The sequence below is a fragment of the Bradyrhizobium sp. SRL28 genome (assembly GCF_018596315.1).
GTDB lineage: Bacteria > Pseudomonadota > Alphaproteobacteria > Rhizobiales > Xanthobacteraceae > Bradyrhizobium.
Window position 1 is genome coordinate 449928 of sequence record NZ_JAHEAG010000002.1, and the last position, 25181, is coordinate 475108.

The 25181-nt window shown below is 62.4% G+C and carries 26 protein-coding genes; 15 read left to right on the forward strand and 11 right to left on the reverse strand.

The genetic code is table 11. From position 1 onward, the window contains the following. Positions 1–103: 103 nt before the first annotated feature. From KIP88_RS06520 to KIP88_RS06575, 12 genes are all read left to right on the forward strand, one after another. Positions 104–3115, forward strand: coding sequence for a molybdopterin cofactor-binding domain-containing protein (locus KIP88_RS06520; RefSeq protein WP_214487028.1), 3012 nt, complete (start codon positions 104–106; stop codon positions 3113–3115). After that, positions 3112–3927, forward strand: coding sequence for a xanthine dehydrogenase family protein subunit M (locus KIP88_RS06525; RefSeq protein WP_214487029.1), 816 nt, complete (start codon positions 3112–3114; stop codon positions 3925–3927). Before KIP88_RS06520 ends, KIP88_RS06525 begins: the two co-directional genes overlap by 4 nt. Beyond that, positions 3924–4439 (forward strand): (2Fe-2S)-binding protein, encoded by a 516-nt coding sequence (locus KIP88_RS06530; RefSeq protein ID WP_214487030.1) that lies wholly within the window; start codon positions 3924–3926, stop codon positions 4437–4439. The genes KIP88_RS06525 and KIP88_RS06530 overlap by 4 nt, the downstream gene beginning before the upstream one ends. Further along, a complete protein-coding gene (locus KIP88_RS06535; protein ID WP_214487031.1) occupies positions 4432–5976 on the forward strand; it encodes an AMP-binding protein in 1545 nt (514 codons plus the stop codon). The genes KIP88_RS06530 and KIP88_RS06535 overlap by 8 nt, the downstream gene beginning before the upstream one ends. 28 nt (positions 5977–6004) lie before the next feature. After that, the gene (locus tag KIP88_RS06540; protein ID WP_214487032.1) at positions 6005–6811 is read left to right on the forward strand and encodes an enoyl-CoA hydratase/isomerase family protein; all 807 of its coding nucleotides are present in this window, start codon (positions 6005–6007) and stop codon (positions 6809–6811) included. Between the two features lie 81 nt (positions 6812–6892). Then, entirely contained in the window at positions 6893–8074 is a 1182-nt protein-coding gene (locus KIP88_RS06545) for an ABC transporter substrate-binding protein (protein ID WP_214487033.1), read from the forward strand. A gap of 78 nt (positions 8075–8152) precedes the next feature. Then, positions 8153–9043 carry a branched-chain amino acid ABC transporter permease gene (locus tag KIP88_RS06550; protein ID WP_214487034.1) on the forward strand — a complete coding sequence of 297 codons (891 nt, stop codon included), beginning with the start codon at positions 8153–8155 and terminating at the stop codon, positions 9041–9043. Then, positions 9036–10079, forward strand: a complete 1044-nt coding sequence (locus KIP88_RS06555; protein WP_214487035.1) for a branched-chain amino acid ABC transporter permease — start codon at positions 9036–9038, stop codon at positions 10077–10079. Before KIP88_RS06550 ends, KIP88_RS06555 begins: the two co-directional genes overlap by 8 nt. Further along, positions 10076–10819 carry an ABC transporter ATP-binding protein gene (locus KIP88_RS06560; RefSeq protein ID WP_308163272.1) on the forward strand — a complete coding sequence of 248 codons (744 nt, stop codon included), beginning with the start codon at positions 10076–10078 and terminating at the stop codon, positions 10817–10819. The genes KIP88_RS06555 and KIP88_RS06560 overlap by 4 nt, the downstream gene beginning before the upstream one ends. Position 10820: 1 nt before the next feature. Next, positions 10821–11528: an ABC transporter ATP-binding protein gene (locus KIP88_RS06565; RefSeq protein ID WP_214487036.1), complete on the forward strand. Its 708-nt coding sequence runs from the start codon at positions 10821–10823 to the stop codon at positions 11526–11528. 422 nt (positions 11529–11950) lie between these two features. Beyond that, positions 11951–12331, forward strand: coding sequence for a hypothetical protein (locus KIP88_RS06570; RefSeq protein WP_214487037.1), 381 nt, complete (start codon positions 11951–11953; stop codon positions 12329–12331). Positions 12332–12415: 84 nt separating this feature from the next. Then, a complete protein-coding gene (locus KIP88_RS06575; protein ID WP_214487038.1) occupies positions 12416–12958 on the forward strand; it encodes a two-component system response regulator in 543 nt (180 codons plus the stop codon). Here the strand turns inward: KIP88_RS06575 and KIP88_RS06580 are convergent. After that, entirely contained in the window at positions 12955–13434 is a 480-nt protein-coding gene (locus KIP88_RS06580) for a hypothetical protein (RefSeq protein ID WP_214487039.1), read from the reverse strand. The two genes, KIP88_RS06575 and KIP88_RS06580, sit on opposite strands and share 4 nt — an antisense overlap. A gap of 297 nt (positions 13435–13731) precedes the next feature. Between KIP88_RS06580 and dusA the strand changes: the two genes are divergently transcribed. After that, positions 13732–14739: a tRNA dihydrouridine(20/20a) synthase DusA gene (gene dusA / locus KIP88_RS06585; protein ID WP_283848491.1), complete on the forward strand. Its 1008-nt coding sequence runs from the start codon at positions 13732–13734 to the stop codon at positions 14737–14739. Positions 14740–14806: 67 nt separating this feature from the next. Here the strand turns inward: dusA and KIP88_RS06590 are convergent, their stop codons facing one another. The 6 genes from KIP88_RS06590 to KIP88_RS06615 form a co-directional block, all read right to left on the reverse strand. Continuing rightward, positions 14807–15703, reverse strand: coding sequence for an intradiol ring-cleavage dioxygenase (locus tag KIP88_RS06590; protein ID WP_214487041.1), 897 nt, complete (start codon positions 15701–15703; stop codon positions 14807–14809). Between the two features lie 13 nt (positions 15704–15716). Next, a complete protein-coding gene (locus tag KIP88_RS06595) occupies positions 15717–16793 on the reverse strand; it encodes a maleylacetate reductase (protein ID WP_214487042.1) in 1077 nt (358 codons plus the stop codon). A gap of 80 nt (positions 16794–16873) precedes the next feature. Continuing rightward, positions 16874–18250, reverse strand: a complete 1377-nt coding sequence (locus KIP88_RS06600; protein WP_214487043.1) for an MFS transporter — start codon at positions 18248–18250, stop codon at positions 16874–16876. Between the two features lie 44 nt (positions 18251–18294). Next, positions 18295–19317: an amidohydrolase family protein gene (locus KIP88_RS06605; protein WP_214487044.1), complete on the reverse strand. Its 1023-nt coding sequence runs from the start codon at positions 19315–19317 to the stop codon at positions 18295–18297. A 39-nt stretch (positions 19318–19356) separates the two neighbouring features. Beyond that, a complete protein-coding gene (locus tag KIP88_RS06610; protein WP_214487045.1) occupies positions 19357–20589 on the reverse strand; it encodes an acyl-CoA dehydrogenase family protein in 1233 nt (410 codons plus the stop codon). A gap of 55 nt (positions 20590–20644) precedes the next feature. Next, positions 20645–21163, reverse strand: a complete 519-nt coding sequence (locus tag KIP88_RS06615; protein WP_212420528.1) for a flavin reductase family protein — start codon at positions 21161–21163, stop codon at positions 20645–20647. 228 nt (positions 21164–21391) lie between these two features. On the opposite strand from KIP88_RS06615, the gene KIP88_RS06620 reads away from it, so the two are divergent. Next, positions 21392–21820, forward strand: a complete 429-nt coding sequence (locus tag KIP88_RS06620; RefSeq protein WP_214487046.1) for a MarR family winged helix-turn-helix transcriptional regulator — start codon at positions 21392–21394, stop codon at positions 21818–21820. Between the two features lie 40 nt (positions 21821–21860). On the opposite strand, the gene KIP88_RS06625 is transcribed toward KIP88_RS06620, so the two are convergent. Further along, positions 21861–22055 carry a hypothetical protein gene (locus KIP88_RS06625; protein WP_214487047.1) on the reverse strand — a complete coding sequence of 65 codons (195 nt, stop codon included), beginning with the start codon at positions 22053–22055 and terminating at the stop codon, positions 21861–21863. Positions 22056–22257: 202 nt separating this feature from the next. Further along, positions 22258–22734, reverse strand: coding sequence for a hypothetical protein (locus KIP88_RS06630; RefSeq protein ID WP_214487048.1), 477 nt, complete (start codon positions 22732–22734; stop codon positions 22258–22260). Positions 22735–23139: 405 nt separating this feature from the next. Here KIP88_RS06630 and KIP88_RS06635 point away from each other — a divergent pair, with 405 nt between their 5' ends. Beyond that, a complete protein-coding gene (locus tag KIP88_RS06635; protein ID WP_214487049.1) occupies positions 23140–24198 on the forward strand; it encodes a class I SAM-dependent methyltransferase in 1059 nt (352 codons plus the stop codon). Between the two features lie 165 nt (positions 24199–24363). On the opposite strand, the gene KIP88_RS06640 is transcribed toward KIP88_RS06635, so the two are convergent. Both KIP88_RS06640 and KIP88_RS06645 read right to left on the reverse strand, forming a co-directional pair. Continuing rightward, positions 24364–24915: a TIGR02281 family clan AA aspartic protease gene (locus KIP88_RS06640; RefSeq protein ID WP_214487050.1), complete on the reverse strand. Its 552-nt coding sequence runs from the start codon at positions 24913–24915 to the stop codon at positions 24364–24366. Positions 24916–24955: 40 nt separating this feature from the next. After that, positions 24956–25159 carry a DUF1289 domain-containing protein gene (locus KIP88_RS06645; protein WP_214487051.1) on the reverse strand — a complete coding sequence of 68 codons (204 nt, stop codon included), beginning with the start codon at positions 25157–25159 and terminating at the stop codon, positions 24956–24958. Positions 25160–25181 lie beyond the last annotated feature (22 nt).

A 25181-nucleotide genomic window follows, 5' to 3' on the forward strand; every position in this document is an offset into this window, starting at 1 on the left:
ACGATTTGGTAAGTCGTGAGAGCGGGCGGTATGGCGCTTGCTCCCCTCGTCCTGACAACTGTCCGCGTCGCGTCGAAGAACGCGTCGGGAGGTATGCCGGGACATGGTGCAGGCCGCGGTCCGAACCGCAATATCGTGCGATCAGGGGAAGGGCGATGAGCGGCCGTGGGTCGGGCGTTCGATCGAACGCGTCGAGGATGCTGGGCTGCTAAGCGGTCGCGGCCGTTTCATCGACGATCTTGGCGTGCAGCCGGGTACCCTGCACGCGGCGATCCTGCGCTCGCCGCACGCCCATGCCGATATCCTGGCGATCGATACCGAAGCCGCAAAACGCTTGGCCGGCGTTGCCGTCGTCCTCACGGGCGAGCAGGTCAAGGCCGTCACATCAAGCCTCGTCGTCGGCGTGAAGGCGCCGGTGGAGTGTTGGCCGATCGCGACCGACCGTGTGCGTTATGTCGGCGAGCCGGTGGCGGTGGTCGTGGCGACCGACCGCGCCCGCGCCGAGGATGCCGCCGAGTTGATCTCCGTCGAGTATCGCCCGCGATCCGCTGTCGTCGATCCGCTCGGGACGCTCGCGCGGGAGGCGCCCGTGCTGCACGATGGCTTTCCGGGAAATCTCGCAAGCGATCGTACATTCCGCTACGGCGATCCCGAGCAGGCCTTCGCGGACGCTCCGCACCGTTTCTCGATCGATGTCAAATATCCGCGCAACTCGTGCACGCCGATCGAGACTTACGGCGTAATCGCCTCGCACGATGCCGCCGAGGATGCCTTCGATATCCTGGCCAATTTCCAGGGGCCGTTCAGCATCCACACCGTGATCGCGCGCGCCCTGAAAGTTCCAGGCAACCGGCTGCGGCTTCGCACGCCGCCTGACTCAGGCGGCAGTTTTGGCGTCAAGCAGGGCGTCTTTCCGTATATCGTGCTGATCGCTGCCGCGGCGCGCGTTGCAGGGCGGCCGGTCAAGTGGATCGAGGACCGGCTCGAGCACCTCGCCGCGTCCGTCTCTGCGACCAACCGCGCGACGACCCTGTCGGCGGCCGTTGCGGCGGATGGCAAAATTCTCGCGCTCGACTGGGACCAAATCGAGGATTGCGGCGCGCATCTGCGCGCGCCCGAGCCGGCGACCCTCTACCGCATGCACGGCAACATGACGGGGGCCTACGACATCCGTCACGTAAAAATCCGCAACCGCGTCGTCGTCACCAACAAGACGCCGACCGGCCTCAACCGCGGTTTTGGCGGACCGCAGGTTTATTTCGCGCTGGAGCGGCTGGTGCAGCGCATTGCGTTAGGCCTCGGCGTCGAACCGCTCGACGTCATCAGGCGCAACCTCATCGAGGCCAATGCCTTTCCCTATCGCACGGCTAGCGGCGCGCTGCTGGATTCCGGCAACTATCAGGAAGCGGTCGCCAGGGCGATCGAAGGGGGAAAGTTCGCCGAACTCAAGGCGCGCCGCGACGAAGCGCGTGCGCAGGGGCGTCTCTACGGCATCGGCCTTGCTGCAGTCGTCGAGCCCAGCGTCTCCAACATGGGCTATATCACGACCGTGCTGACGGCGGCCGAGCGCCGCAAGACAGGGCCGAAGAACGGCGCGCAGGCCACCGCGACCATAGGCCTCGATCCGGTCGGCAGCGTGACCGTTCACGTCGCCTCGGTGCCGCAGGGGCAGGGCCATCGCACCGTGCTGTCGCAGGTCGTCGCCGACGTCTTCGGCCTCGAGCCGAAGGACATCAGGGTCAACACCGAGATCGACACCGCGAAGGACGCCTGGTCGATCGCGTCAGGCAATTATGCGAGCCGCTTCGCCGCGGCCGTCGCCGGCACTGCCAAGCTCGCGGCCGAGCGCGTGGCCGGGCGGCTCGCCCGCATCGCCGCCAGTCAGTTGAATGTCGAGCCGGCGGACATCGTGTTCACGCGCGGCTTTGTCGCGTCCCGGCACAATCCGGAAAATCGGATTGCATTCTCGCGCGTTGCCGCGCTCAGCCATTGGTCGCCCGGTTCGCTGCCGGACGACGCCGGCCAGACCATACGCGAGACCGTGTTCTGGACGCCGCCGGAGCTGACACCGCCCGACGATGAGGATCGCATCAACTCCTCGCTGTGCCACGGCTTTATCTTCGATTTCTGCGGCGTCGAGATCGATCGCACCACGCTTGAGACGCGGATCGATCGTTACGTAACCATGCACGACTGCGGCACAATTCTTCATCCCGGCATGGTGAACGGCCAGATCCGCGGCGGCTTCGCCCAGGCGCTCGGCGCCGCGCTCTACGAGGAATATGCCTATGCCGACGACGGGAGTTTTCTGACGGGAACGTTGGCCGACTATCTGCTGCCGACCACCACCGAGGTGCCGGAGCCGCAGATTATCCACATGGAGACGCCGTCGCCCTTTACTCCGCTCGGTGCAAAGGGCGTCGGCGAAGGCAATTGCATGTCGACGCCGGTCTGCGTCGCCAATGCGGTCGCGGATGCGCTTGGTCTCGTCGATGTCACGCTGCCGCTGGTGCCGGCAAGGCTCGCTGAGCTGGTGCGCGGCGCCGAACCGCCGCCGCCGTCGGGACACCCCATAGCAAGGCCTGCCCGGCAGGGAGACCGGCAGCTTCGCGGCGAAGGGCAGGCCTCCTTGAAGGGCGCGCCCGAACGGGTATGGAGGATGCTGCTCGATCCCGCCACGCTGCAATCGGTCATTCCAGGCTGTCAGCGCGTCGACAAGATTTCGGAGACGCATTTCCGCGCCGACGTGACGCTCGGCATCGGTCCCGTCACCGGGCGTTATCGCGCTGACGTCGAGCTGTTCGATCTTGAACCGCCGCGCGCGGTGAGATTGCGCGGAGCGGCTGAAGGTGCGCTCGGCTTCGGCAGCGCGGAAGGACGCATCATGCTCGCGCCCGACGGCAGGGGCGGCACGCAGCTGACGTACAGCTATGACGCCGCCATCGGCGGCAAGGTTGCGAGCATCGGCGGCCGCCTGCTGGACGGCGCTACGCGGGTAATCATCGGGCAGTTCTTTGCGGCACTGGCCCGCAAGGCCGGTGGTGGGGCGGCCGGCGGCTTCTCCCTGTTCGCATGGCTCGCGAAACTCGCAAGCCTGTTTGGAGGGCGCCGATGAAGCCCGCTGCGTTCGACTATGTCCGCGCCGAGACCGCCGACGAAGTCCTTTCAGGACTCACGCAGGAGGGCGGCAATGCGCGCGTGCTTGCCGGCGGCCAGTCGCTGATGGCGATGATCAATATGCGCGTCGCCAAACCGAAGCTGTTGATCGACATCATGCACATCAAGGAGCTGCGTCAAATCGAACGCAAGGCGGGCGCCGTCGTCATTGGAGCCGGCGTGCGCCAGGCCGAACTATTGGCCTGGCCGGGTCTTGCCGAAGCGCTGCCGCTGGTGGCGCTGGCGCTGCCATGGGTTGGGCACGCGCAAACCCGCAGCCGCGGTACGATCTGCGGCTCGCTCGCGCATGCCGATCCCAGCGCCGAGATGCCGCTGGCGCTGGTCGCGCTCGGCGGCGAGGTGCATCTGCGCAGCGCCACGCGTCGGCGCCGCATGCCGGCAAGGGACTTCTTTGCCGGCATGATGCTGACCGCGCGCGCGGACGACGAACTGATCGAAGCCATCTCGCTGCCGGTCCTCGGCGAGGCGCGTTGCGCGTTCCGCGAGGTCGCGCGCCGTCACGGCGATTTCGCCATCGTCGCCTGCGCGGCGATGCCGACGCCGGCAGGCATACGCTTCGCCGTCGCCGGCGTCGCGGACGTCCCGACGGCGCGCGACTGGCCCCGACTTGAGGGCAGCGCGCTCGACGACGCCCTCAACGGATTTGCCTACGAGCTCGATGCGCGCGACGACGTGCACGCGACCGCGCGCTACCGCCGCGACCTGGTGCGGTCGATCGGCCGCGACCTGATCGGCGAGGTGCTGCAATGAATCGCCTCGAGGCCGATGCTCGCCATCCCGTCCGTTTCACGCTGAACGGCAAGGCCGTCGAGGCGGAAGCCGAGCCGCGCACGCTGCTTTCCGATTTCCTGCGCCAACAGCTTGGTGCGACGGGAACTCACGTCGGCTGCGAGCACGGCGTCTGCGGCGCCTGCACAATCGTCGTCGACGACATGCTCACGCGCGCCTGTCTCACGCTCGCGGTGCAGGTCGATGGTTGCGATATCAGGACGGTCGAAGGGATCGCGCCGTCGCCGGACCGGCTCAGCGCCCTGCAACGCGCCTTTCGCCGCAACCATGCGCTCCAGTGCGGCTTCTGCACCGCCGGCATCCTGATGTCGCTCGACCATTATCTGAGCCGGCACCCCGCGCCGACCGAGGAGGAGATCCGCGAACTCCTGAGCGGCCATCTGTGCCGCTGCACCGGCTACACGCCGATCATCCGGGCGGCGCTCGAAGCAGCCCGGCTTGCTACATCCAGCGAAGAGACTTCAGATGCTTGATCTCGGCAGCAGCTTCGTTGCCAGCGTGGCGCGCGATCCCGATGCTGTCGCGCTGATCGATGGCGATCTCCGTTTCACCTACCGGCAGTGGTACCAGACGATTTCGGCCCTCGTGGCATCGTTCGACCGTCTCGGCCTGAAGCCGGGAGATCACATCGTCACCCTGTTGCAGAACCGCTCGGAGGCGGCGACGCTGCACTGGGCCTGCCAGTTCGCGGGGCTCGTCATCACGCCGGTCAATTGGCGCGCCAAGGCCGACGAACTCGACTATTGCATAGAGAATTCCGAGGCCTGCGCCATCTTCTACGAGGACGTCTCCGCGGAGGCCGTGAAGCAATCGTCGCGGGCCGGCCGGTTGCGACGTGTTTCGGTCGATCCGGGAACAGGTGATGCGATCGGATTCGCCGAGCTGATCAGGCACCGCGCGCCGGACGCCGAGCCGCGCGTGGGCGCCGACGCCTGGTCGATCATGCTCTACACCTCGGGCACGACCTCGCGGCCGAAAGGCGTGCCGCGGCGACATCGCGCCGAACGGGCCGCGGCGATCGCCCATGTCGCGCAAAACCTCTATGGTCGCGGCGAGCGCACGCTCGGCGTGATGCCGCTCTATCACACCATGGGGGTTCGCTCGCTGCTTGCGATGTCGCTGATCGGCGGCACCTTCATCTGCCTGCCCCGCTATGATAGCCGCCAGGCGCTGGCGCTGATCGAGAAGGAGCGGATCACCAACCTTTATCTGGTGCCGACCCTCTTTCACGATCTTGTCCACCACGAGGCGTTTGCTGCGACCGATGTCTCGAGCGTGCGCAAGATCGGCTTTGCCGGCGCGTCGATGACCGACGGACTGTTGAAGAAGCTGAACGAGGTGTTCAGGCCGGAGCTGTTCGTCAATCACTACGGCAGCTCGGAAATCTACACCTTTACGATCGACCAGAACGCGCCGGCAAAGCCGGGCTCGGCCGGCAAGGCGGGCATAAATCAACACATCAAAGTCGTGCGGATCGGCGCGCGCTCGGCCGCGGAGCTCGCGGCGGTCGGCGAGGAGGGCGAGATCATCGCGCTGCTTGCCGGCGACGAGGCGTTCGAAGGTTATTGGCGGCGGCCCGAGGCGGACGCCAAGGCGTTGCGCGAGGGTTGGTATTTCACCGGCGATACCGGCTTCGTCGATCCGAACGGCGATCTCCATGTCTCTGGCCGCGTCGACGACATGATCATCACCGGCGGCGAGAACGTCTCGCCGGTCGAGATCGAGAGTTGCTTGTCGCTGCATCCCGCCGTGTCCGAGGTTGCGGTGGTCGGCATTGCCGACGAGAGGTGGGGCAAGGTCGTCGCTGCCTTTGTCAAGCGCAACCGGCCGGTTTCCGAAGGCGAGCTGGAGCAGTTCTGCCGCACCTCGGGGCTTGCCAACTTCAAGCGGCCGCGCCGCTACGTCTTCGTCGACGCAATTCCAAAATCGCCGGTCGGCAAGCTGCTTCGGCGACTGCTCGTCGCCGGCCAGTACGAAGCCGAACGGCCGCCGCCGTCCGATATCGCCTGATCCGAAGCATCAACAGAAGGAAGCACAGATGCCGTCATCTTACACGTTCTCCGATCCCCGCCTTGGCAAGCTCGACGGGTTCAAGGTCGAAATCGATGAAGCGCATGAGCGTGCCGACATCGTACTCGGCCGTCCGCCCTATAACATCGTGGCGATGCCGCAGCGCGATCAGCTCCGGCTGACCTTCGAGACGCTCGACGAGGATCCGCGCGTTCGCATCATCGTGGTGCGGTCAGAGGGAGAGCACTTCTCCAGCGGCGGCAATATTGGCGGTTTCATGGAGGCAAGTCCCGAACACGTCTCGAGGCTCGCCTGGAATATCGCAGCACCGGCGCGTTGCGCCAAGCCTGTGATCGTCGCCAACCGTGGCTATTGTTTCGGTGTTGGCTTCGAACTCTCGCTCGCCTGCGATTTCCGGATTGCGTCGGAAACCACGCAATACGCGCTGCCGGAGCAGAAACTCGGTCAGATCCCGGGATCGGGCGGTTCGGCGCGGCTGCAGAAGATGGTCGGCATCACCCGCACAAAGGATATCGTCATGCGTTCCAAGCGCATCTCGGCGAAGCAGGCGCTGGAGTGGGGCATCGCGACCGAATGCGTTCCGGACAGCGATCTTGAGAAAGCGACCGACAGGCTGGTGGATGAGCTTCGCACCTTCTCGCCGTTAGCGCAGCGGACGGCGAAGAAGCTCCTGAACGACACCGAAGATTCGACGCTGGCGATTGCGATTGAGCTTGAGGGGCACTGCTACAGCCGCCTGCGCCAGTCGGACGACTTTAAGGAAGGCGTCGAAGCCTTCAACGCCAAGCGTCCGCCCAGATTCATCGGCCGTTGAACTGTTCTGGCGCGTGGTGGGCGACCACCGCGCGCCACTTTGAGCCGAAATTTCTCACAACAAACAATAGAGGGAACGAATATGAAGCCGTTTGGTATTTTAGCCGCTGCGAGCGCGCTGCTCGCCACCACCGCGCTCCAAGGTGCCGCATTTGCACAGTCCGGCCCGATCAAGGTCGGCGTGGTCACGCCCTTGTCCGGCACGTATACGCCGATTGGGCAGCAGGTCCGCTGGGGACTGGAGCTGGCTGCCAAGGATATCAACGCGGCGGGCGGAATTGCGGGACGGCAGATCACGCTCATCTTCGAGGACGAGGAAGCCAACCCGGCTGTTGCCGTTCAGAAGGCCGAGAAGCTCTTCCAGGTCGAGAAGGTGGACTTTCTCACCGGCACGGTGAACTCCGGGTCGACGCTCGCCGTCGCGCAGCTCGCCGAGCGCAACAATAGGCTTGCCGCTACGACCGTCTCCTTCGCCGACTCGATTACCGGCGACAAATGTTCGCCGAACATGTTTCGCGTGAACGCTCGCGCCGAGCAGCAGTCGGTCGCGCTCGCCGCCTGGCTTGAGAAGGAGAAGCCGAAGTCGAAGGTATTCTATCTCGGGCCGGATTATGAAATGGGTCGTTCCACCGTCGCCGCCTTCAAGACCAACGCCGAAAAGAGCGGCGCCCAATCGATGGGCGAGGTGTTCGCGCCTCTTGATTCCAAGGACTACACGCAGTATTTCGGCCAGATTCGGGCTGCCCGTCCGCAGGTCGTCTATACTTCGGTTGCCGGGAACGACACGGTGCGACTGCTGACCCAGTTGCAGGATTTCGGCATGCTGTCGAACCTGACAGTCGTTGGCGCCTCAGGCACCGTGACCTCTCAGAACATCGGCGCGATCGGGGCGGCGGCGGAGGGCTTTGCCACCGGGGTGGGTTATTCGACTCAGATTGATACGCCCGCGAACAAGAAGTTCGTTGAGGCGTTCCGCGCCGCCAACAAGGCCGATCCTGATCTCTACGGCGCCGACAGCTACGGGCTCCTCTTTGCCTACAAAGCGTCGGTCGAGAAGGCGGACTCAACCGATACGGACAAGGTACGCGATGCGTTAAGGGGACTGACCTGGAAGACGCCGCAGGGCGAGAAGACGATCAGGGCCGGTGACCATCAGGCAATGCAGCCGATGTATGTGGTGCGCGTAAACAAGGGGAAGTTCGACATCGTCACGAGTGTGCCAGCGGACAAGGCGATCGGGCCCGACGCCTGCACACGGTTCTGAACCAAAGGAAACGGCCGCGCTCTGTCCCGTGAGTCCGGGAGAGAGCGCGGGCGGATCCGATCTCTGGAGACGACGTCCATGTCACCGATAGACTATCTGCAATTTGTGCTGGCACCGCAGATCCTGAACGGTCTGACGCTCGGCGTTGCTGTTGTTCTTGTTGCGCTGGGGCTCACCATCATTTTCGGCATGCTCGACGTCATCAACATGAGCCACGGCGAATTCTATGCAGTGGGAGCCTATGCAGCGCTGGCGCTCGGAGCCGCGGGTATCGGCTTCTGGTTTCTGCTGGTCTTGGTGCCGATCCTGATGATTCCCCTCGGTATGGCGGCAGAGCGGCTTTTGATCCGACCGGTCTTCGACTCGAAGGACCGCCACGTCACCACGCTGCTCGTTACCTTTGGCCTGGGCCTCATTGTCGAGGACGTGCTGAAAGTGATCTTTGGTGCGAACACGCAGCGCCCGCCGACGCCCATTCCGGGCGCAACGGAATGGTTCGGAATTCTCGTGCCAAACTACCGTCTCTTCCTTCTCGCGGTGGGAGCAGCGATCATCGGCGGCGTCGCCTATGTTGTGTACCGCACGCGCCTCGGCGCCATGGTCCGTGCAGCTGCCTTCGATCGCCATATGGCGGCCTCGCTGGGGGTGCCGGTCTCGATCGTATATGCGGGAACCTTCGCTTTCGGCGTAGCGCTCGCCGGGCTCGCCGGCGTGCTGCTCGCGCCGATCTATTCGGTCTTTCCCACCATGGGGCGGGACTTCATCTTGCTTGCCTTCAGTGTCGTCATCGTCGGCGGAATGGGCTCGATCTGGGGGTGTGTGTTTGCCGGGCTGCTGCTGACGCAGGTGCAGGCGCTCGCGAGCCTCGTCATATCGCCAATATGGACGGATCCTATCGTGTTCGGCACGATGGTCGTCTTCCTCATGGTCCGCCCTCAAGGCCTGTTCGGGAGGCTCGGACATGCTTGATCGGCTCGCTATCTCCATGCGTGCGAGCCATGTACTCGCGATTCTGCTTCTCGCGGCGGCGTTGTGCCTTGCGGCCCTTGGCGCTGCATTGGACGACAGTTTTTACCTCCGCCTCGGTACTGAAGCGCTGATCTTCGCGGGTCTCGCTCTGTCAGTCGACCTTCTTCTCGGCTATTCGGGCGCGCTGTCGCTGGGGCAGGCGCTTTACTTTGGTATCGGCGCCTATGTTTCGGCCCTGACCTTGATGACTGTTCCCTCCTTCTGGCTGGCCATGGCTGCCGCAGGTCTTGCGACGCTCGTTGCCGCCACGATCGGCGGTCTGATCGCCAACCGGGTCCGCGGTGTATATTTCGCCCTCATCACCTTTGGCATGGCGCAGGTCGTGGCCAAGGTCGTCTACAACACGCGCGAACTGGGTGCCTCTGACGGCATGATCGGCATTCCCGTCGTCCAGATCCAATTCGGCCCTTTCGCGATCTCGGCTGGCAATCCCGTCGGATTCTTTCTGATCGTGCTGGCCATCATCATGGGACTGTATGGACTTAGTGCCTATTTGCTGGAGACGCCCTTCGGCCGGGTGCTGACGGCCCTGAAAGCCAACGAGAGGCGAGTGCCCTTCCTCGGTTATTCGGTGTGGCGGGCGCGTATGGCGGTCTATGTCTTCGCAGGACTCGTGGCCGGCCTGTCTGGCGCGCTCTATCCGGTGCTGCGGGGTTTTGTCTCGCCAGAGCTGATGTTCTTCGCCACTTCCGGGAATGCGGTGATCTCGGTGATCCTCGGGGGCGTCGGTACGCTCATCGGCGCGATCTACGGCGCGGTGCTGCTCGTCATCCTGAAATCGATCATCGGCAGCTGGACGGAGCATCATCTCATCGTCATCGGTCTGCTGTTCATGCTCTGTGTGATGTTCCTGCCGAAGGGACTCGTCGGCTTCTCAAGGCCATGGATAGAGCGCCGAATTGTCCGAGTGCCGTCTCAGGAAGTCACCGCCTCCGCGGTCTCCCCCGCGATCGCCAAATCCCGGAGCGCGTCGTGATTCCGCCTGTTCTCGACGTCCGTGGTCTCGGCATCTCATTCGGCGGTCTCAAGGCCGTCGACGATGTGAGCTTTTCCGTTGAGCGCCATCGCATTACCACGATCATCGGTCCCAACGGCGCCGGCAAGTCGACCTTGTTCAACCTGATCAGCGGAGCGCTGACGCCCAGAAACGGAAAGGTCATGATCGACGGCGTCGAGATGACACGCGGTTCTGCCGAGCAGAAAAAAGCCGCGGGTCTCTCCCGCTCGTTCCAGATCACTAACCTTTTCTTCGAGCTAACCGTCGCGGAAAATCTGCGGCTCGCTGCGCAGTTACTTGAACCACCAACGCACGCCTTCTTGCCGATCCGCCGCTCGCGTCGCGCGATGGAGAAGACGGAGAGAATGCTTGAGCGCTTCAGACTTGCGCATCGCCGCGACGAGCTTGCTGGCAATCTCTCGCACGGGGACCAGCGTCGGCTGGAAATAGCAGTCTGCCTCGCATCCGAGCCCAAGCTCTTGCTGCTCGACGAGCCGACACAGGGCATGAGCCATGCCGATACGCAGGACACGGCCGCCCTTGTGCGTGGCCTGACCGAAGACGTGACCGTCCTGCTCATCGAGCACGATATCGGCCTTGTGATGAACCTGTCGGACCATGTCGTCGTCATGCATCAAGGCCGCAAGCTGGCCGAGGGTCCTCCGAAGGTCGTGCGATCTGATCCGGTCGTCCAGGCCGCATATTTCGGGCATCACTGACATGCTAACCATTCGAGGATTACACTCCCACTACGGCCTCAGTCACATCATCCAAGGCATTGATCTCGACGCCAGGCCCGGTGAAGTCATCGGCATCTTTGGGCGCAACGGCGTCGGCAAGACGACATTGCTCAAGACCATCGCCGGTTGGGTGACAGCGAGCGACGGCACGGTCATGCTCGGTGAGCATGGACTTTGCGGCCTTTCACCCGATCGCATCTGCCATGCTGGCGTCGGCTTTGTGCCGGAGGACCGCCGCATCTTTCCAGGGCTAACCGTTGAGGAAAATCTGTCGCTAGGCCTGTTGCAGGTGAGGGGACGTCCGAAACAGGACGAGTGCCGTGCGATTGACGCGATTTATAATCGTTTCCCCCGACTGGGCGAGCGACGGCATCAGCTCGGCACGACACTCTCCGGAGGCGAACAACAGATGCTGGCAATGGCGCGGGTCATGGTCGGTGAGCCGCGTCTCGTGTTGATCGACGAGCCAAGCGAAGGTCTGGCACCGATGATCGTTGCAGAAGTCTTCGCAATCGTGCGGGAACTGCGCAATCGAGGAGCAATCGTGTTGCTCGTCGAGCAAAATGTGCATCAGGCCCTGTCGGTCGCCGACCGCTTCCATGTGGTCGAACGCGGAAAGATCGTATTCAGCGGCGAGGCAGGCGTTGAGGCCGACCGCACCCGGCTGATGCAGCTCATCGCAGTATGAGGGCATAAGGAGGCCGAACAGAAGCGACGGCTTGACGAAGGACAGACTTTGTACGACGCGGCCGGGACGAAGGCTCTGTTCGAGGCTGCTGACGTAGTGGAGATCGGCACCGTCTGGAGCGAAGCAATGCCGGCAGATCGGTTCGTTCGCTTCTGGCGCAAAGTGCTCGTTGCGGCCCCATCTTGGATTTTGCCATCTCCAGCTGGCTGGACGTAGCTCAAACTTGCCCATGATGGATTGGAACGAGAATTCAAGTTTTTCAAATAGTTAGAAGCCGGCGTGTGCACGATGTGTGCACCGGGAGACCAAGAAAAATCATGCGACAGCCAATGTGAGCAGACCCTCTCGTTCCGTTCCCGACGAGTTTCGCGAACTCGCGGAAAGGACCCCTGACCGTCATCCACGCTTCGCGGGATGGGCCATTGAGCGATGTACGCTTGGATTGTGCAACGACGCGCGTTCTCTCGTCTCGGTGCGAACATCAAGATCGCGAATTCGACTTCCGCAAGATGTTGCCGATCATTTCTGACGCGAAGCTGACCAACGCCCTCAATGACGTCCGCGCCCGCGAAATACATTTGTCACAAACCCGCAAGCGCGTTTTCGCTCGCGCTGTGCGTCAAGCGCTGGAACCAAAAGGGCACGTCGCGATTACTCCATGCTTGCGCAACTTGGCATTGAGCCGTTCGAAAATACTTTTATGCCTGCTGACGAATGATCTTAGTCTCTCCACGATTGATAGACAGGTTCATCGAGCGACGATGTCGCTTTCTGAAATCGGCTGTCATCGTGGTTGTCTGTAACGCCGCACTGCTATTCGATCCCGTCTTTGCAATCCGGCGTTCGGTTGGGCGGGTCTGCGTTATTTCCGGTGGGAGCTGCGCCGAATGCTGATCGAAACTTCGGCGCCGCGGATCTTGTATCAAGCGAGCGATCTGGCCGCGAAACCCAAAATCCTGATCGCCGACGATGATCCGCAGAATTTGAAGGCCCTCGACGCGATCCTGGCGGCCCCAGACCGCGAGATTGTCCAGGCGCGATCCGGATGGGAGGTATTGCGCTGCGCGCGCGAGAACGACTTTGCGGTTGTCGTTCTTGATGTGCGCATGCCTGATCTTGATGGGCTTCAAGTCGCCGCACGCATGATGGCGGATCAGCGCACCTCGCGGATTCCTGTTGTTTTTATCACAGCTAATTTTTGCGCTCCATCAATGCAGAAGCACCACTGCTGCAGGGTCTGGGTGAGCGTCTTTGGGGGAGTGAGCCCGGGTGCATTCGAGTGGCTGATGGCGTGGCCGGAAGGGGACCGACTTAAAGCCATTGGAAACGGCCAGCTTCCAGCGGTGGCTGCTGCAGCATTCAGAATTCTTGCAGCCAACGACAACGAGCCACGCGAACGACAACCAGCCGGCGCAGCGTCTGCAGTTTAGTCCGCGTTTGGCCGATAGCTGAACATGTCGATATTGCTGCTCACCTCGTCATACTCCCCAGCGAGCAGGTCGAGGCTTTCGGGCGTGACGGTTTCATCGTGAACTGGGCCGCCTTCATCGCGGTCCCAGTCGCGAACCACGAAGCTGCCGCGCTCGAACACATCGAACCACCACTCGCCGTGAACGATCATGTTCCGGCGGTGGTTTAGTTCGGCCAGCTTCTCGCAATAGCCAAGAAACTCGTTGAGCTGATCTGGCGCGAAAGTTGGCGTGCACAGCTCGTGGAATTTCTCCACGATTATGTGGCTCTTGACCCTGAGCATGAACCTGACGGCCTTTTCCTCGTCGCTTAGCACCATCAGGGCGACCTCGCGAAGCGCGACCATCGCGCGGCCGTAGCCGAACATCATGCGGCCGAACGGAGCCAAAAAGGGCGCAAGCTTCTCGTCGTTGAGGTGTGGGAATATCACCGTCATAGCGGGCACCGAGTCATCTATTCTTTCCACCGAAAGTATTCGGCCCCTTGTAAATACTTGCCCGCCGAGGTGGTACGATTTGTTGTATCACCCAGAGAGAATCACGGCATTTCCGGCCGACGGGACAGACTGGCATTGCCGACTGTCAAAAAGAAAAGCAAAACGCGGCCAATCTCTTAGCTCTGGTACAGATTGCGCTCGCGCTGTACAGAAAATCTGTACCGCTGGCGGCCAATGATTTCCGCCCTAAATAAAAGCGTGACAGATCAGGGTCTTACGACTTTAGGAATACTTTCATTGACCGGGCCAAGTACTTGTAATTACTGGAGTTTTTCCGTCGCGCCCATGATGGATTGGACCGACCGGCATTGCCGCGTGTTCCACCGTCTGATGAGCCGGCGCGCGCGGCTTTACACGGAGATGCTGACGACCGGGGCCATTATTCATGGCGACCGGAAACGGCTGCTCGGCTTCGATACGAGCGAGCATCCCGTGGCGTTGCAGCTGGGCGGGTCCGATCCGCGCGATCTCGCCACCGCTGCGAAGATCGGCGAGGACTTTGGCTATGACGAGATCAATCTCAATGTCGGCTGTCCGTCCGACAGGGTGAAGGACGGCCGCTTCGGCGCCTGCCTGATGGCGGAGCCGGCGCTGGTTGCCGATGGCGTGGCGGCCATGAAGCGCGCGGTCAATATTCCCGTCACCGTCAAATGCCGGATCGGCATCGACGACCAGGATCCGGAAATTGCGCTCGACGTGCTGGCGCGCGGCGTGGTCGCAGCCGGCGCGGATGCGCTGGTCGTGCATGCCCGAAAAGCGTGGCTCAACGGATTGTCGCCGAAGGAAAACCGAGATATTCCGCCGCTCGATTACGACAGGGTCTACCGGCTCAAGGCCGCGCTGCCGGATGTCCCCGTCATCATCAATGGCGGCATCGGCAGTATTGCGGAGGCTGCGCGGCACCTCGCCCATGTCGACGGCGTGATGCTGGGGCGGGCGGCGTACCAGGAGCCGTGGCGTTTGCTCGACGTCGATCCGGAATTGTTCGGCGAGGCGGCACCATACGCCACCATGAAGGACGTCTTCGAAGCGATGTTTCCTTACATCGAAGATCAGTTGGCGCAGGGCTCGCGGCTGCATTCGATGACGCGGCATTTCGTCGGCGCGTTTCACGGCGTGCCCGGCGCGCGTGCCTTCCGCCGCCATCTGGCAGAGAAGGGCGTCAAGCCGGGCGCCGGCGTCGACGTGCTGCGCGATGCAATCGCATTGGTCGAGGACCGCGCGGCGGCGTTGGTCGCGGCATAAGCGCCATAGCGTTTTCAAGCGAAGTGGATACCACTTCGCGTGAAGAAAACGCGTCAATACTAAAATCCTAAGCGGCGCGTTCTCCGGTACGGCGCGCTTCCGAATTCGCCTTTAGTCCGAAATCATAGTTCAGATGATAGTAAGGCTGCGCCATCTCGCGGCCAACCACTGCCGTTCCGGCCGGCATGCCGGCGAATTCCCGGATCAGGCTGTCCTTGACGCCGAAGACGACATCGGAGTCCAGGTATGGATCGCCCGCGGCGAACACATGCGTCACCAGCGTCTGGTGTCCGGGAGCGGCAATCATGAAATGGACATGGGCCGGGCGCCAGGGGTGACGGCCTTGCGCCTCGAGCATTTTGCCGACCGGCCCGTCATGCGGGATCGGATAGGCCGCCGGCTTGATTGACCAGAACCAGAACCGGCCGTTTTCATCGGTGCGAAACCGCGCGCGCATCGCAAGATCGCCGATCTCATCGAGCTGCTGAACGTCGTAATAGCCGTCATTGTCCGAATGCCAGACGTCCACCACGGCGCCGGCGAGTGGTTTTCCGCCAGCGGCCGATACGGTGCCGGTGACCAATAGCGGCGCGCCTTCCATGGTGCCGGAGATATCCGCGCCCAGCGGATGCTCGGGCGCGCGCTGCACGTAAAACGGTCCGAGCACGGTCGTCTCGGTCGCGCCCTCCGGTGTCCGATGGTTGATGGCATCGACCAGCATGGAGACGCCGAGCGTATCGGACAGCAGGATGAATTCATGCCGCTTGTCGTCGCACATCTGGCCGGTGCGGGTCAGGAAATCGATGCCGGCTTCCCATTCCGTTTGCGTGGGTTCGATCTCCCGGACGAACGCATGCATATGGCGCACGAGCGCCTCGCTGACCTGCCTGATACGATCGTCCTTCGCGGCCCTGACACGCTGCAGGACGGCGTCGGTGATGGTGGCTTCGTCAAAGTTGCGCATGTCGATGTTCTCTTTAGGGGATCGCGGAGGTAGTTTGCGGCGCGTCGCCGCGCCAGGCGCGCGCGATCAATTCGCGAATTGCCTCTCGCTCGATTTCGCGCGGATTCCAGTACGGGTTCTTCACGGCGAGGTCGGCGGCCTGGTCGATACCGCTCTCAGGCATACCGATCTCGCGCAGCGATGCAGGTGCTGCAAGCTTTCGCGCCAGGTCGTGGAGGCCGAGCGCGGCGTCGGGCACGCCGAGTGCTGTGGCGATCCGCGTCATCGCTTCGGGCGCGGCGGGCGCGTTGTAGGCGAGGGCGTGCGGGAGAATCACGGTGTGGGTTTCCGCGTGCGGCAGGTTGAATGACCCACCGAGCGTATGGCAGAGCTTGTGATGCAGCGCCATGCCGACGGCGCCGAGGCAGATGCCAGAGAGCCAGGCGCCATAGAGCGCCTCGGTGCGCGCGGTCTTGTCGTTTGGCTGGGCGCAAATTATCGGCAGCGCATGCGCCAGCGTGCGGATGCCCTCCTGTGCCATCAGCAATATCACGGGGTTGCGATCTCGCGCGTAGAGCGCCTCGACCGCATGCGCGATGGCGTTGATGCCCGATGTCGCGGACAATGCCGGAGGCATCGTCATGGTAAGGTCGACGTCGTAGATGACGGTCTCGGGAAGAATTTTCGGGCTCGACTGCGTGGTCTTGATCCCGTCGCTGGTCTGGCCGACGACCGGCGTCATCTCGGAGCCGGCGTAGCTGGTAGGCAGCACGATTTGCGGCAGGTCGGTGCGTAAAGCTATCGCCTTGCCGAGGCCGGTGGTCGAGCCACCGCCGAGCGCGACGATGCAATCGGCCCGCGCATCGCGCACGGTTTCCATGGCCCGTTCCGTCACCTCAACGGGCGTATGCATGACGGCGCCCGTAAAGACGCCGGCGAAGCGTTCACCTGTCATCTCCCGAATACTGGCGACGAGGTCTTTCTGTCGCGGGGTCGCCAGCACTAGGGCGCGGCTGATGCCGAGACGGGACAATTCGTCGGGCAATTGACGCAGCGTGCCGGTGCCGAACACCACCCGCATCGGCGCGCTCTGATAGACGAAGTCTTGCATGGCCGCTCCTTGCGGACGAAATGGCCGGCTCCGGGATCAGATCGCTGCCGGAGCCGGACTTTCCGCATCGACACCCCGCCTCAAGAGGCGGGCTGTGCAACCTTGCGCAAGCCGGCGGTCTCTTCAAGGCTGCTTGCGGGCATGCCCGCCGGCCGCCGGGCCAGCAGGATGATGCCTCCGGCCGCGATCGCCGAGATGCCTATCGACAGGAACATCGGCGTCGGGCTCTGGTAGATCTGTTGCAGCGCGCCGGCGACGAACGGGCCGAGAATGGCGCCGACGCGCGCGACCCCAAGTTCCATTCCAACCGCGGTGGCGCGAACGCCGGTCTCGTAGGAAGCCGCGGTAAAGTTGTTCAGCACGAACTGCGCGCCGATGATGAAGAAGCCGGCGGCCGCGACCGAGGTGATGTTGACGATGTGATCATTCAGCACCACGAGCGAGAGCACCGCGACGCCGCCGATCGCCCACCAGGTTGCAATCAGCCCTCGGCTGCTGCCGTGCTTGTCGACCAGATGCCCAAGCACGAGAGCGCCGACGAACGACATGATCTGCATCAGCGCGCCGAAGCCGAAGCTTGCCGCGAAGGTTTCTCCGCGCTGCATCATCACGGTCGGAATCCACCCCGACAGGCCGAAGATGCAGAACAGGCTGAGGAACGCCGACGCCCAGATCGCGAACGTGGTCCGGCGATACTTGGCCTGCAGCAGCACCGCCACCGAGTTGACCGGCTTTTCGGACTGCCCAACCGGAAATTCGGCGGACTTGTAGACACTGGCTCGCTCGGGCCGAAGCTTGCTGAGCATGTCGCGGATTTCGTCGACGCGGCCTTGAAGGGCAAGGAATTTCGGTGATTCCGGTAACATGAAGTGCATGAAGGGAAGCAGCAGGAACGACAGCGACCCGATCCAGTACAACGACGTCCAGCCGAAGGCCGGCGTCGCAAACACTCCGGCTACACCGGCGAGCGTCCCGCCAAGCGCCCAGCCGAGCGCAACGCCCCACAGCGCGAACGTGTTGGCGACGCGTCGCGGCGCCAGCTCGTTGATGTAGGTGGTCGCAAGCGGCAGCAGCACGCCGAGGCCGATGCCGGTCAGGACGCGCAGGACGCAGAACGACAGAAACGAATCCGCCGACGTCGCGGTAAGCAGCGTAAAGATGCTGGTGATCCAGAGGCCTCCGAGCAAGGTGCCGCGGCGCCCGAGACGGTCGGCGATGATGCCGTGGATCGCAGCGCCGATCAGAAATCCGACGAGGCCGCTGGAGATCAATAGTCCGGCCTGGCCGGCCTGAAGGCCCCACGGTTTTGCGACGTAATGGATGACGTAGGCCGGATTGAACGTGTCATATCCGTCAAACAGCGTGAGCAGTCCCATCATGGCGCCGAGGCGCCAGTGAAACTTTCCCACCTTTGCTTCGGCGAGTTCTTCGTGAAGATCGATTACCTGCGTGCTCATGGTCGTTCCCCTCCCAAGATGATGTTCGTGTGGTGTGAGACCGCTTATTCCGCGGCTTGATGGATGCTCGGTTCGGCCACAACGGATTGGCCGAGATCGAGCTTGAACAGGTCGATCGCATTGCGTCGTCCGATCTTCAGGCGATCGTTCTCGCTGATGCTGGCGCTGTTGAACCAGTCGGAGGCGTGATCGACATTTTCGAACGGCCAGTCAACCGAGAACAGAATGCGGTCCGCTCCGATCTCGAGAATGGAGTCGATCAGCGTTTGGGTGCGGAAATTCCCCGAAGTGGTCAGGAAGAAGTTGGCGTTGAAGTACTCGCAGATCTTCTTCTTCGCCTTGTGCTTCGGCGGCGCCTTGACCCAGCCGTTGCGATGATCGACGCGCCACATGCTGTAGGGCAGGCCTTCACCCATGTGACCCAGGATGATCTTGAGTTTCGGATGGGCATCGAACAGACCCGATCCCATCAGGCGCAACGCATGAACGGCCGTCTCCTGTCCGAACGCCCAGGTCGGGCCCATCAGCCACGGATGTCCTTCGTAGATCGCGCAATCCTCCGGCAGCGGATTACGCGGGTGCAGGTAGAAGGGCAGGCCGGTCTTCTCGACCGCTGCCCAGAACGGCCAGTATTGCGGCAGGTCGTAATAGAGTGGCTTCTTGCCGTCGATCTGCGAGAAGCCGTTCACCAGCGCGCCGCGGAAGCCGAGCGTTTTGATGCAGCGCTCGAGTTCTGTGATCGCAAGATCCGGATCCTGCATCGGCAGCGCGGCAAACGCCTGAAAGCGCGATGGGCGCTTGGCGACCTGCTCGGCGAGGAAATCATTGGCCCGGATTGCAATCTCATTGGCGCGTGCAACGTCAGGAATCGCCTGCACGGCAGGCGCGTTCAGCGACAGGATCATCATCTCGACGCCGTGCCGATCCATCTGCGCCAGCCGCTTGTCCTGGATATCCAGCAGGCGCTCCTTCAGCTCCGGCCAATAAGAGTCCGGGACGAAGCCCGCCGAATCCATCAGCGTGTCCGGAATGGCGAAGTGTTCTTCTAGTGCGATCTTGCCCTGCATGTTGTCCTCGCTGATGTCTGATGGTGATTAGTCTTGGCCTTAGTACTGTCCTTGCGGGGTCAGCCCGAGCGCGAGCTGGCCGTACATGGTGCCGACGGCATCCCAGTTCATGCTGATGTGGCGGCCGACGGCATTGGCGTCGCGCCAGGCGCGCTGCACCGGGTTGGAAAGATCAAGGCCGAGCCCGCCGGTCGAGGCGTTCAACGCTTCAGTGGCGCGAATGGCCAGTGCGACCGAAAAGGCCTGGCCGCGGCGGCTGACGATGCGATCCTCGATCGAGACCGGCTTGTGGTCGCGGATCGCCGTCGCACGATCCCTGAGATCGCGCAGCAGCACTTCGCGCGCCGCGTCGACCGAGGCGGTCGCTTCCGCAACGCGCAACTGGATGGTCGGGAAATCCGCCATGCGATTGTTGTGGCCGGCCACCGCGCCGCGGGTGATCCGCTTGGAGGTGACGGCAAGATAGTCTTCCAGCGCGCCGGCCGCCGCGCCAACGGCGGCCGATGCAAGGCACGACGGAATATTCGACAGCATCGGGATCGCGAAGGTGGGGTTGGCGGCATAGAGCGCGGCGCCCGGCGTCGTTCCCGACGTGGTGTCGGCGAAGGACAGCAGGCGGTGCGCCGGCACGAACACGTCATTCAGCACCAGCGTCTTGCTGCCGGTGCCGCTGAGGCCGACGACATTCCAGGTGTCGTCGATGACGTAGTCGGAAGCGGGGACCAGCAGGAAGGCTGGCGCAAACTGGCCGCTCTCGGTTTTCGACGGCAACAGCGCCGCGCACAGCGACCATTGCGCATTATCGCAGCCGCTGGCAAACGACCAGCGCCCGGTCAGGCGATAGCCGCCGTCGACCTCGATCGCCTTGGCGGCCGGCGCGTAGGAGCCGCAGGCTACTGCGTCGGAATTGCTGTCCCAGACGTCGCGCTGCGCTTGTTCGGGAAATCCCGCGATCAGCCATTGATGGGCCGCGAGCAGGCCGCCGACCCATGCCGTCGACGCGCAGCTTTTCGCAAGCTCGATGTTCAGTTCGACCAGCACGTCGAAATCGTGCTCGTAGCCGCCGAACATCGCCGGCTTGACGATGTCGAAATAGTCGATGTTTCGCAGGGCAATGATGTTCTCTTCCGGAACGCGGCCGGCCTTTTCCGTGTTGTGGGCGCGCGCTTTGATTTGCGGCGCAATCTGCGCCACGCGGCTCCGCAACTCGGCAATATCAGGACGAGGCGCCGGCGCGGGCGGCACGTCCTTCAACTGGGCGACTGATACCATTGGTTTGCTCCATGTCTTCGATGGGTTGAAAGGCGGTCAGGGGGCGGGCGCGGGTTCACGCAGCCTGGCTGTCGTGCGGCACCGAGAAACAGTAGGTCGCATCCTGGTAGATCAGCGGCTCGATCGGATCGCGCACGTTCACGGTCTCGGCTTCGCCGATGAAGATCGTGTGCGTGCCGTAGGGCACGGCGGCCGCCTTCTTGCAAAAGATGTTGATCTGCGCGTCGGCGAGGTAGGTGACGCCCTCGGCCGAAGTCATCCAGTCGCCGAGCCCGAACCGTTCTTCGGCCGGGAGCGCGCCGCTGAAGGCGGATGAAAGCGGGACCTGATCGCGGCGCAGCACGTTGACGCAAAACCGGCGTGCCAGCAGCATGATGTCATGCAGCAGCGTTGCCTGGTTGATGCAGACGATCAGGGAAGGGGGATCAAGCGACAGCGATGTCACGGCGGTCGCCGTCATCCCGTGCCGGCGATCCTGATCGGCCGATGTAATGACCGACACCGCCGCGGGAAATCGCCGCAACGCGCGCTTGAACGTTTCTCGCAATTCGTCGGATGCCGAATCCAGCGACATGGTTTCCTCCACTGAAATCCGCTCTTGTCCGGCGGCTTAATTTTCTCGAACAATAATTGCATTTGCAAATATCGGTCAAGCGGAAATTTTCAAATGCAACAATTGCCTTGAAAAACGATTGGCATCCGGTTATTGGAAGATTGCAAAAGTTGCACCAAGCCAGGAAGCAAGACCCTGTACAGGCTGACAAATTCCTTTCCCTATTTGCTCAACCGCGTCGGCGTGCAGATGGGTGAGCTGTTTTCCAGGCGCATTGCCGGCTACGGCGTCACCCTGCCGATGTATCGTGTCATGGCCGCGCTTTGGGAAACCGGCGATCAGCGGCTCGGCGATCTCGCTGCGATGACGACGATCGAGATATCGACGTTGTCGCGGCTGGTGGGTGAGATGAAACGGCGTGGCCTCGTCACGCGCGCGCGGCTGAAGGACAACGGCCGCACCGTTGCGATCAACCTCACGCCGAAGGGGCGGACACTGGTCGAAGAGTTGATCCCGATCGCCATCCACTTCGAGGAGGTTGCGGTGCGCGATTTCGCGTCGAAGAACATTTCGGACCTGAAGACAATTCTGGCAGAGATCTACGAGAGCCTGAAGTCGCTCGAACCCGAAATCGAGGAAGCGAACAAGGCGCGTAAGGCGGCAAAGTCAAAAGCGTGACTCTTTGTAACGCTTGAGCAGCTCGTGCTCTGCCAAGCCTTTAGCTGTGCATGGCGGCGCGGAAGCCGACGAAGCTCAACACGCCCGCCACAGTGACGGCAATCCAGCTCGCCCAGAACGGCACATCAACGCCATTCAAGGTGACGGACCACCCCATCACAATCCGGATCAACTGCAGAAGTGCGATCAGTGCAAAGATGGCGGCGGCAAGCGTGCAAAAGGCTCTTATGGTCATTACCCATCTCCGATGGCCCACGAGAATGTGCTCGTCCCCCGCATCCAAAATGGGGAGGGACCGGCGCGGCGGCCACTCTCCTCGAACAGGGAGGTGGCTTAACCGAGCCGCTTTCGATGTGTCGTACAAGCGCCGTTTCGCGACGAGATGACCTCAGGTTAGAGTGACCGAAGCCGTTCCACGAGGAATTATGCTCGCTGAATCAAATTTCGCAGTCGACTGAATTCAAAGCCTTACGCAAGCCACCAAACGCGCTCAGCCGACAGGGCTCGGTATCGCTGACGCCCTTTGAACGCTCGGAAATGGTGGTTCGCTTGATATGGGTTGGCTTTGTCTTCGACTTAGGAAGGGCAGCGGTAGCGACCTTCTTTGGTTTGGGATCGTGCCGAGGGCGGTTGATCAGCCTCGGGGGCTCCGAAGAACCGATACTGATGTCTTCCGACGGAGAAATGCGTTCGTCGACGAGAGCAGGCTGCGCTGGCGTCTCGCTGCTCGCAGCGGTAATTTCAAGTCGATCAGCCTTCGCCAACGCACCCTGTGAATCGGAAATGCCTACGCCTGTCTCGGCAAGGGGCTGGACGACGGCTACTGCACTACGCGGTGGAGTTCTGAGTTCCATTGCCGCCAGTACGCCTACACCCAACGGGATGAGAAGGCCCAACAACATCATTCTCAGCATGATGTCCTCCGGCTACATTTGTGCCGGTGAAATTCTCCGATCTAATGAGGCAACTTGGCGGCGGCTGACTTAACAACCCGACCCTCGTACAGGGCGTTTGCCGACAGGGTTAACGGTTTGGCTTTGCCGGCGGCGGCCATCTCTCTAGCGGATGCGGCGTCCTGGCCGACGAACGCCCGCGCATGAGCGGACATTCGTCCGTCGAATGTCAGGAAATGGAGATGCCGTTCTGCATACGCATTTTGCCAATCATTCTTGCCGCTTAGACCGAGCCGTGAGTTCGGCGACACTTCACGGCGCTGCCAATCGCGGAACCGTGAACCCCTTCACACTTGTAATCCGTCGGTTGTCCTAGGCTTGATTAACTAACGCTGGGGCTGTTCTCAAAAAGTAGAGGAAGCTGCAATGCGTGAACCAAACCTTGAAAAGTTGAACGCGCTCGTAGGAAAGCTGGTCGGCGACCTCGGCGTCTCACTAGGCGGCGCAAGCATACTGCTCGGCGATCGCCTCGGGCTCTACAAGGCGATGGCGGATGGTGCCGTGGTCACTCCGTCCGAGCTTGCCAAGAAGACCGGTCTGCATGAGCGTTATGTGCGCGAATGGCTGTCCGGGCAGGCCGCCTCTGGATACATCGACTACCACCCCGAGAAAAATGCGTTCTCACTCTCGGCGGAGCAAGCCATGGCGTTCGCCGAAGAGGGGTCGCCAGCTTTCTTTGCCGGTGCATTCGATGTCGTGCAGTCGACCTATCTCGATGAACCCAAAGTCGCCGAAGCGTTTCGAACCGGGAAAGGCGTTGGTTGGCACGAGCACTCGAAGTGTCTTTTCTCTGGCACCGAACGCTTCTTCAGGCCGGGCTATAACGCCAATCTGGTTTCGAACTGGATTCCGACGCTCGAAGGCGTCGAGGCAAAACTGAAAGCTGGCGCCAGGGTGGCCGATGTCGGATGCGGCCACGGCGCCTCTACGATTGTGATGGCGCAGGCTTACCCCAAGTCAGAGTTCTTCGGGTTCGATTACCACAAGCCTTCGATTGAACGCGCGAAGGTCCTGGCGCAGGAAGCGGGAGTTGGAGACCGCATCACGTTCGCGCAGGCCAGTGCCAAGGATTTTCCGGCGAAGGACTACGATCTGGTGGCGTTCTTCGATTGCCTGCATGACATGGGCGACCCCGTGGGTGCAGGCAAGCATGTCAAGGAAACGCTAGCCAAGGATGGGTCGTGGATGATCGTCGAGCCGTTTGCGCATGACAATCTCAAGGACAATCTCAACCCGGTCGGATGCATTTTCTATCACGCCTCGACATTCATTTGTACGCCCGCTTCACTCTCTCAAGAAGTAGGCTTGGGGCTCGGTGCGCAGGCGGGTGAAAGCAGATTGCGTCAGGTGGCGACTGAAGCGGGCTTCAAGCGCTTCCGTCGCGCGACCGAGACGCCGTTCAACATGATCTTCGAAGTGCGTTGACCGATCGGAGCAACGTGCGCATCGGTCCGGATGCTTGCAGGAAATGCGGCTCCTGGCGCCCTGCATTCACTCCGGACTGATGTCGCCGATTGGCCCATCGCGTCGACATCAACATGCTTGCTTTTGCGCCGCTCTTGGAGGCCAAGCGGACATCAGCCCGCGGCTCTAGTTCGCAGCCGCGCGGCGCTTGCTCCGGCCTGCGACGTCGGGATAGCCGTGCAGCATCACCTTGTCGGCCTGCACGCCCCAGCTTTCCAGCCGATCCAGAAAGCTCATGCCGAGCAGGTTGGTCTTCATCTGCCCGCGCGGTACCACCAGCGCCGGCACCGATTTCTCGACGAGCTGACCTACCGCGAGACGGTCGAGCGTCAGCCGCGCCGCCTTGGTGTGACCGCCCGCGGTTTCGACGTCCACATTGTATTCGAGCATCTCGATCGGCAGGCCGATCGCCTTCGCCGTCTCCCAGGTCAGCACCACCGACGTCGCGCCGGTGTCGATCACCATCGGCGCCTTGACGCCGTTGATCTTGGCATGCAGCGCGAATTCGCCGGCCTTGCCGCGCGCGATCTCCACGGCGGGCGCCGGCTCCAGGCTGCGTTGCCGCAGCATTTTCGTGACCGAGTTGCTGGCGCGCGCGATCTGGTCCGGATCGCCATAGGCGACGACGGCGCCGGCGGTGGCGGCGAGCATCGCCACAACGAGCATGATGCGGATCATAGCGCGCCTCCGCCGATTGGTCCCAAGATTCGTCCCACGATCAGCCTTGCTCGGTGCGCGGCGGCATCTGCAAGAGGCCGGCCTCCGCCATGCGCGCCGCAAGCCCTTCCATCACGGCCAATCGCTCCGCCGTCTCCATGCGGTGCCAGCGCGCGATCTCCGGCAACGTTCGTCCGCAGCCGAAGCAGAGTTTGGTTTTGGGGTCCATCATACAGACTGCGATACACGGCGTTTCTTTGCTCATTTAGCGATAGTGAAATGGTTTG